This is a genomic window from Streptomyces sp. NPDC111520, from assembly GCF_055635295.1.
Map to the genome: position 1 here is coordinate 607,361 of NZ_JBVKBW010000005.1, position 8,953 is coordinate 616,313.

The following is an 8,953-nucleotide window of genomic DNA, read 5'->3' on the forward strand; positions in this document are numbered from 1 at the left end:
GCGCGCCCGTGGAACCGGGCGTCACCCTGCTTCCGGGTCGCCGGGGGTGAAGGTGAGGCGCTGGACCTGACCGGGGTCACCCGCCGGGCCGAGGTCCTTGCCGTTGACGAAGAGGTTGACCGCGCCCGCGTTGCCGATGATCAGGTTGATCTTGCTCTTGTCGGTGAAGGTCTTGGAGTCGCCCGCCTCCAGGCTGCCCTGGAAGAGCTGCCTTCCGTTGCTGTCCACCGCCTGGATCCAGCTCTTGGCGTCGGGGGCGGTGAGCTTGACGGTGACCTTGTCCGCCGGGGCGGCCGCGATCGCGCTGTCGGACTCCTCGGGCCTCGGCGCGGTGCTCGTGCGGTCACCGGACGGGGTGGCCGCCGGGCTCGCCGCGCTCGGCTTGCCCGCCACCGGCTCCTTGCCGCCGTCCTCGCCCCCGCTGAAGAGGGTGAATCCGACGAAGCCGACGACGGCGACGATCGCCGCCACCATGGCGGCGGTCCAGTTGGGGCGACGCGGCTCGGAACGCATCCGCTCCGCCTCGTACAGCGGCGCCACGGGGGTCGGGGCGGGCGCACTGCCGTGCTCCGCCGAGAACTGCTCGATCAGGGCCTCGGGATCGAGGCCCACGGCGCGTGCGATCGCCCGGATGTGGCCGCGGGCGTACACGTCGCCGCCGCAGCGGGAGAAATCGTCCTGCTCGATCGCGTGCACGATGGGCGCGCGCACACGCGTGGTGTTGCTGACCTCGTCGACGGTCAGGCCCGCGGCGACGCGGGCCTGGGCGAGGGCACGACCGACCGGGATCCGGTCGTCGGGGGGCGGGTTGCCGATGGACACGGGGGCGCCTTTCGAGCGTGTAGCCACCTGCTGGAGACTCAGTCTAGGGGGGTGTGCAAAAGGACGGGCAAGCGGGCGGGCGTTGTTTGTCCGCCATCAGGATTGCCGTCTCTCCCGGCGCCGATGACAGTCGGCCATACGCCTTCCCCCTGCACTAACTTGACGTCCGGGCGGGAGCAACGGTTGCGTCCAGCCCACTTACGAGTGAGCCACGGAATGGCTACGAACCGGCCTCGCCGCGGAGCACGGCGAGCACTCCGTCCATCTCGTCCGGCTTGACCAGTACGTCGCGGGCCTTAGACCCCTCGCTGGGGCCGACGATCCCGCGCGATTCCATCAGGTCCATGAGCCTGCCCGCTTTCGCGAAGCCGACACGCAGTTTGCGCTGGAGCATCGAAGTCGAGCCGAATTGCGTGGAGACGACGAGTTCCGCGGCCTGGCACAACAGGTCCAGGTCGTCGCCGATCTCCTCGTCGATCTCCTTCTTCGGCCCCGAGCCGACGACCACGTCGTCGCGGTAGGCGGGCGTCAACTGCGCCTTGCAGTGGGCGACGAGGGCGTGGATCTCGTCCTCGGTGACGAAGGCGCCCTGCATGCGCACCGGCTTGTTCGCGCCCATGGGCAGGAACAGCCCGTCGCCCTTTCCGATCAGCTTCTCGGCGCCGGCCTGGTCGAGGATGACCCGGCTGTCGGCGAGGGAGGAGGTCGCGAAGGCCAGCCGGGAGGGCACGTTGGCCTTGATGAGACCCGTGACGACGTCCACGCTGGGCCGCTGGGTGGCGAGCACCAGGTGGATGCCGGCGGCCCGGGCGAGCTGGGTGATGCGGACGATCGCGTCCTCCACGTCCCGCGGCGCGACCATCATCAGGTCGGCGAGCTCGTCCACGATCACCAGCAGGTAGGGGTACGGGGAGAGCTCGCGCTCACTGCCCTCCGGCGGCTTCGCCTTGCCGCTGCGCACGGCCGCGTTGAAGTCGTCGATGTGCCGGAAGCCGTAGGCGGCCAGGTCGTCGTAGCGCAGGTCCATCTCGCGCACGACCCACTGCAGCGCCTCGGCCGCCCGCTTGGGGTTGGTGATGATCGGGGTGATGAGGTGCGGGATGCCCTCGTACGCGGTCAGCTCGACGCGCTTGGGGTCCACCAGGACCATCCGCACCTCGTCGGGCGTGGCACGCGCCAGGATCGAGGTGATCAGGCAGTTGATGCAGGACGACTTGCCGGACCCGGTGGCCCCCGCGACGAGGATGTGCGGCATGCGCGCGAGGTTGGCCATGACGTAGCCGCCCTCGACGTCCTTGCCGAGGCCCACCGTCATCGGGTGCTCCTCGCCGGCGGCGTCCGCCGAGCGCAGCACGTCGCCGAGGTTGACCATCTCCCGGTCGCTGTTGGGGATCTCGATGCCGACCGCCGACTTGCCGGGGATCGGGCTGATGATCCGCACGTCCGGACTGGCCACGGCGTAGGCGATGTTCTTGGCCAGCGCCGTGATCCGCTCGACCTTGACGGCCTGGCCGAGTTCCACCTCGTAACGCGTCACCGTCGGGCCGCGGGTGAACCCGGTGACCCGGGCGTCCACCTTGAACTGGGAGAAGACGCTCGTCAGCGACTCGACCACGGCGTCGTTGGCGGCGCTTCGGGTGCGCCCGGGACCGCCGCGCTCCAGCAGGTCCAGGGAGGGCAGGCCGTAGGTGATGTCGCCGGACAACTGGAGTTGCTCGGCGCGCGGCGGCAGCGGCGCGCCCTGCTCGGGCGCGGCGGCCTTGGTGAGGTCGGGCACGGAGGGGCCCGCGGTGTCCTCGCCGGCGCCTTCCTCCGCGGTGTCCCGGCGTTGCGGCAGGGACTGGCTGACGAGGTCCGCCACGACCGAGGAGCCGGGCACACCGTAGGTGAGGGCACCGTCGAGGTCGGCGGCGACACCGTAGGCGAGGCCGACCGCGTCCAGGCCGTCGCCGGGCGTGAGATCGGGCAGGTCCGTCCGCTCCTGGCGGCGCCTGGAGGAGCGGCGGCGCGACCCCTCCCCGCCGTCCCGGGAGCCGGTCTCCTCCTCCAGCAGGTCGCTGAAGGGCACGGCGTCGTCCTCCGCCGGCGTGGTGCCCTCCTCCTCCACCAGGCCCAGCCGGATGCCGAGTTCGCGCAGCCGCCGGGGAATGGAGTTGACCGGGGTCGCGGTGGTGACCAGCAGCCCGAAGAAGGTGAGCAGCGCCAGCAGCGCCACCGCGAGCGGCGCGCCGACGGTGTAGTCCAGCGGCGCGGACGCCGCCCAGCCGATCAGACCGCCGGCGTCGCGGATCGCGTCGGCGCCCTGGCTGCGGCCGGGGGCACCGCAGCCGATGTGCACCAGCCCCAGCACGCCGACGCTGAGGGTGGTCAGGCCGATGACGATGCGTCCGTTGGCCTCGGACTTCTGCGGATGGCGCATCAACCGCCACACGATGGCCCCGACGAGGAACGGCACGAGCAGGTCCAGCCGTCCGAACAGCCCGGTGATCAGTATTTCGACGAGGTCGCCCACCGGACCGCGCAGGTCCGACCAGGTACCGGTGGCCACGACCAGCGCGAGGCCGAGCAGCAGCAGCGCCAGCCCGTCCTTGCGGTGCGCCGGGTCGAGCCCGCGCGCGCCGCGCCCGACGCCGCGGAAGAGGGCGCCCACGGTGTGCGCCAGGCCGAGCCACACCGCCCGTGCGAGCCGGTAGACGCCCCCGGTCGGGGACGGCGCGGCCTTCGGCGCGGGTTTGGCCGCCGCCGCCTTGGCAGGCGGCTTCTTGGCCGCCGCCGCCTTCTTCGCGGGGGCCTTCTTCGCCGCGGGCTTGGCCGCAGGTTTGGCGGCAGCCTTCTTGGCGGTGCCGGACGTACGTGAGGCCATGGTGGTGAGGTTACCGTTCCGCCCCGCACACGACACGTGTGGCCACGCATACCGCCATTCGTGTCGTGCCCCTGGTGCGCCAAGGATGACCCTGCATCAACTGGCGCACACGCTTCACTCTTGCGGGGGAATCTTCTTGTCGCCGCCGCCCGTGCCCGGCTCCAGCGCGTCCAGCGCGCGGCGCAGCCCGGTCAGCTTGCGCTCCAGGTGCGCGGCGGTGGCCACCGCCGCGGCGTCCGCGGACTCGTCCAGCTGCTTGGACAGCGCCTCCGCCTGCTCCTCCACGGCGGCGAGCCGCGCGGAGAGCTCGGCGAGCAGGCCGACGGGCTCCTTGGCGCCGTTGCCGCCGGAGCGGGCGCCCTGTTCCAGCTGCAGCCGGAGCAGGGCGGCCTGCTCGCGCAACTGGCAGTTCTTCATGTAGAGCTCGACGAAGACCGAGACCTTCGCGCGCAGCACCCACGGGTCGAAGGGCTTGGAGATGTAGTCCACCGCGCCGGCCGCGTAACCGCGGAAGGTGTGGTGCGGCCCGTGGTTGATGGCGGTCAGGAAGATGATCGGGATGTCGCGGGTGCGCTCGCGCCGCTTGATGTGCGCGGCGGTCTCGAAGCCGTCCATGCCCGGCATCTGGACGTCGAGCAGGATCACCGCGAAGTCGTCGGTGAGCAGCGCCTTGAGCGCTTCCTCCCCGGACGATGCCCGCACCAGGGTCTGATCGAGCGCGGAGAGGATGGCCTCCAGCGCCAGCAGATTCTCCGGCCGGTCATCGACCAGGAGGATCTTGGCCTTCTGCACCATGGCCCGCCCTCCTCGCCCCGGCACTGCACCGGTCGCCGCCCCCATGGACGACTCCTGAGTGCCGCCCGTCCTTGTGCCGGTCATGGTAGCCGCACCCCGCTGTCCGCCACACCCTGTCACCGCCATGTCACTGTGCACGTAGCAGAAACGCAAGCGGAGACCAGAAGGTTCCCAGAATCCCGCACTCCCACACCTCTTCACACACGCCGAGTCATGGACATTCACCGTCCGTTGCCCCGTCGGTCACCCAACGTGGCGCCGACGCGGCGTCACCTGGACTGCATCCACTGCTCCATCACCGCGAGGAGGTGGTCGGTGTCCACCGGCTTGGCCACGTAGTCGGACGCCCCGGACTCGATGCTCTTCTCCCGGTCGCCCTTCATCGCCTTCGCCGTCAGCGCGATGATCGGCAACCCGGCGAACTGGGGCATCCTGCGGATCGCCGCCGTGGTCGCGTAACCGTCCATCTCGGGCATCATGATGTCCATCAGGACCACCGCGACGTCGTCGTGCTGCTCCAGGACCTCGATCCCCTCCCGGCCGTTCTCGGCGTACAGCACGGTCAGCCCGTGCTGTTCCAGCACGCTGGTCAGGGCGAAGACGTTGCGGATGTCGTCGTCGACGATGAGCACCTTCTCACCGCTGAACCCGCCCGCGAAGCCGGTGTACGCGTCGCTGTGCGCGCCCTCCACCCACGACTCGGGCAGCGCGGTGCGCTCGACCGGCCCCGGGGCCGCCGCGGGCCGCTGCGCCGCCGAACGCCGGCGCAGCCGCGCCAGGCTGCTGCCCGCGCCCCGCCCGCGTACGGCGACGTGGCCGTGGGCGGGGGCGTGCAGCGGCTCGGGCGGCGCCCCTTCGAGTTCCGCGGCCTCGCCGCCGGGGAGCTGCGGGTAGCCCTGGGGCGGCAGTTCCGTGGTGTTGAGCGGCAGGTAGAGGGTGAAGGTCGAGCCGCGGCCGGGCTGGCTGTCGGCATGGATCTCGCCGCCGAGCAGCCGGGCGATCTCCCGGCTGATGGACAGGCCCAGGCCCGTACCGCCGTACTTGCGGCTGGTGGTGCCGTCCGCCTGCTTGAACGCCTCGAAGATGACCCGCATCTTGCTCGCGGCGATGCCGATGCCCGTGTCGGTCACCGAGAAGGCGATCAGCGGCTCGTCCGCGCCCCGCAGCGAGCCGGACTCCAGCAACTGCTCCCGGATCGCCTGCGGCACGTCGGGACCGGCCGGCCGGATGACCAGCTCGACGGAGCCGCTGTCGGTGAACTTCACCGCGTTCGACAGCAGGTTGCGCAGCACCTGCAGCAGCCGCTGCTCGTCGGTGTGGAGCGTGGCGGGCAGCTCCGGGGAGACCCGCACCGAGAAGTCCAGGCCCTTCTCCGCGGTGAGCGGGCGGAAGGTGGCCTCCACGTAGTCGACCAGCTGCACGAGGGCGATGCGGGTCGGGCTGACGTCCATCTTGCCCGCCTCGACCTTGGACAGGTCCAGGATGTCGTTGATGAGCTGCAGCAGGTCCGAGCCGGCGCCGTGGATCGTCTCGGCGAACTCGACCTGCTTCGGGGAGAGGTTGCCCTCGGCGTTGTCCGCGAGCAGCTTGGCCAGGATGAGCAGCGAGTTGAGCGGGGTGCGCAGCTCGTGCGACATGTTGGCCAGGAACTCGGACTTGTAGCGCATCGAGACCGCCAGCTGCTCGGCGCGCTCCTCCAGGACCTGCCGGGCCTCCTCGATCTCGGTGTTCTTCACCTCGATGTCCCGGTTCTGGCGGGCCAGCAGCTCCGCCTTCTCCTCCAGCTCCGTGTTGGAGATCTCCAGCTGCTTCTGCCGACTCTCCAGCTCCGCCGACCGCTCCCGCAGCTGCTCGGTCAGCTCCTGCGACTGCTCCAGCAGGTACTCGGTCTTGGTGTTCACGCTGATGGTGTTCACGCTGACCGCGATCATGTCGGTGATCTGGCCGAGGAAGTCCTTCTGGATCTGCGTGAGCGGCTGGAAGGAGGCCAGCTCCATCACGCCCAGCACCCGGTCCTCGAACACCACCGGAAGCACGATGACGTGGGCCGGCGGCGCCTCGCCGAGGCCGGAGGAGATCCTCAGGTAACCCGGCGGCACGTCCTCCACCAGGATGGAGCGCTTCTCGACCGCGGCCGTGCCGATCAGGCCCTCACCGGGCAGGAAGACGGTCGGCATCGTCCGCTTGGAGAAGCCGTACGAGCCGCTCAGCCGCAGCTCGTAGCCCTCGTCGATCTCCTCCCCGCCGGAGGGCTCCTCCGCGATGAAGAAGGCGCCGTGCTGGGCGGAGACCACCGGGGTCAGCTCGCTCATGATGAGCGCCGCCACGTCGTTGAGGTCGCGGCGGCCCTGCATCAGACCGGAGATGCGGGCGAGGTTGCCCTTGAGCCAGTCCTGCTCCTTGTTGGCGAGCGTGGTCTCGCGGAGCCTGACGATCATGGTGTTGATGTAGTCCTGGAGCTCCAGGATCTCGCCCGCCGCGTCCACGTCCGTACGGATGTTGAGGTCGCCGCGGGTCACCGCGGTGGCCACCTGGGCGATGTTGCGCACCTGACGGGTCAGGTTGTTCGCCATCAGGTTCACCGATTCGGTGAGGTCCTTCCAGATGCCCGAGACGCCCGGCACGCGCGCCTGGCCGCCCAGGCGGCCCTCGGTGCCCACCTCGCGGGCCACCCGGGTCACCTGGTCACCGAAGGCCGACAGCTGGTCGACCATCGTGTTGATGGTCGTCTTCAGCTCCAGGATCTCGCCGTGCGCGTCGACGTCGATCTTCTTGGACAGGTCGCCGCGGGCCACCGCGGTGGTGACCATGGCGATGTTGCGGACCTGGCCGGTCAGGTTGGAGGCCATGTTGTTCACCGACTCGGTCAGGTCCTTCCACGAGCCGGACACGCCCGGCACGCGGGCCTGGCCGCCGAGGATGCCGTCGGTGCCCACCTCGCGGGCCACCCGGGTCACCTCGTCACCGAAGGCGGAGAGCGTGTCGACCATCGTGTTGATGGTCTCGGCGAGCTGGGCGACCTCGCCGCGCGCCTCGACGGTGATCTTCTTGGTGAGGTCGCCGTTGGCGACGGCGGTGGCGACGGAGGAGATCGAACGCACCTGGCTGGTCAGGTTGTTGGCCATCAGGTTGACGTTGTCGGTGAGGTCCTTCCAGATGCCGGAGACGTCGCGCACCCGCGCCTGGCCGCCCAGCTGACCCTCGGTGCCCACCTCGCGGGCCACCCGGGTCACCTCGTCACCGAAGGCGGAGAGCTGGTCGACCATCGTGTTGACGGTGGTGACCAGGGCGAGGATCTCGCCCTTGGCGTCGACGGTGATCTTCTTGGACAGGTCGCCCTGGGCGACCGCGGTGGTGACCTCGGCGATGTTGCGGACCTGCATGGTGAGGTTGTTCGCCATGAAGTTGACGGACTGCGTGAGGTCCTTCCAGGTGCCCGACACGCCCTTCACCTCGGCCTGGCCGCCCAGGATGCCCTCGGTGCCCACCTCGCGGGCCACCCGGGTCACCTGCTCGGCGAAGGACGACAGCTGGTCGACCATCGTGTTGAGGACGTTCTTGAGCTCCAGGATCTCGCCGCGCGCGTCGACGTCGATCTTCTGGGAGAGGTCACCGCGGGCCACCGCGGTCGCCACCTGGGCGATGTTGCGGACCTGGGCGGTCAGGTTGCCCGCCATGCCGTTCACGGAGTCGGTGAGGTCCCGCCACACGCCGGCGACGCCCGGCACCTGCGCCTGGCCGCCGAGCCGGCCCTCGGTGCCCACCTCGCGGGCCACCCGGGTCACCTGCTCGGCGAACGAGGACAGCTGGTCGACCATCGTGTTGATGGTGTTCTTCAGCTCCAGGATCTCGCCGCGCGCGTCGACGTCGACCTTCTGGGAGAGGTCACCGCGGGCCACCGCCGTCGTCACCTGGGCGATCTGGCGCACCTGCGAGGTGAGGTTGCCCGCCATGAAGTTGACGGAGTCCGTCAGCTCCTTCCACACGCCGCTGACGCCGTCGACCCGGGCCTGACCGCCGAGGCGGCCCTCCGTGCCCACGTCCCGGGCCATGCGCGTGACCTGTCCGGCGAACGAGGACAGCTGGTCCACCATGCGGTTCACGGTGTTCTTCAGCTCCAGCATCTCGCCGGAGACGTCCACCGTGACCTTCTGCGACAGGTCGCCGTTGGCGACCGCCGTCGTCACCTGCGCGATGTTGCGGACCTGGCCGGTCAGGTTGCGGAACGCGGTGTTCACCGAATCGGTGAGGTCCTTCCACAGACCCGCCGCACCCGGCACCTGCGCCTGGCCGCCCAGCTCGCCCTCGACGCCTACCTCACGCGCCACCCGGGTCACCTCGGCACCGAAGGCCGACAGCTGGTCCACCATCGTGTTGACGGTGTTCTTCAGCTCCAGCATCTCGCCGGAGACGTCCACCGTGACCTTCTGCGACAGGTCGCCGTTGGCGACCGCCGTCGTCACCTGCGCGATG

General features: G+C 70.2%; 4 protein-coding genes. All 4 read right to left on the reverse strand.

Features of this window, described 5'->3' with window-relative positions:
• Positions 1–21: 21 nt before the first annotated feature.
• The gene (locus ACZ7MY_RS14945; protein ID WP_499601978.1) at positions 22–822 is read right to left on the reverse strand and encodes a helix-turn-helix domain-containing protein; all 801 of its coding nucleotides are present in this window, start codon (positions 820–822) and stop codon (positions 22–24) included.
• Positions 823–1,042: 220 nt separating this feature from the next.
• Entirely contained in the window at positions 1,043–3,685 is a 2,643-nt protein-coding gene (locus ACZ7MY_RS14950) for a DNA translocase FtsK (RefSeq protein ID WP_499601979.1), read from the reverse strand.
• Positions 3,686–3,799: 114 nt separating this feature from the next.
• Complete coding sequence (locus tag ACZ7MY_RS14955) at positions 3,800–4,480, reverse strand: response regulator (RefSeq protein WP_499601980.1); 681 nt, start codon at positions 4,478–4,480, stop codon at positions 3,800–3,802.
• Between the two features lie 269 nt (positions 4,481–4,749).
• A partial coding sequence (locus ACZ7MY_RS14960) for a HAMP domain-containing protein (RefSeq protein ID WP_499601981.1) occupies positions 4,750–8,953 on the reverse strand: 4,204 nt, incomplete at its 5' end.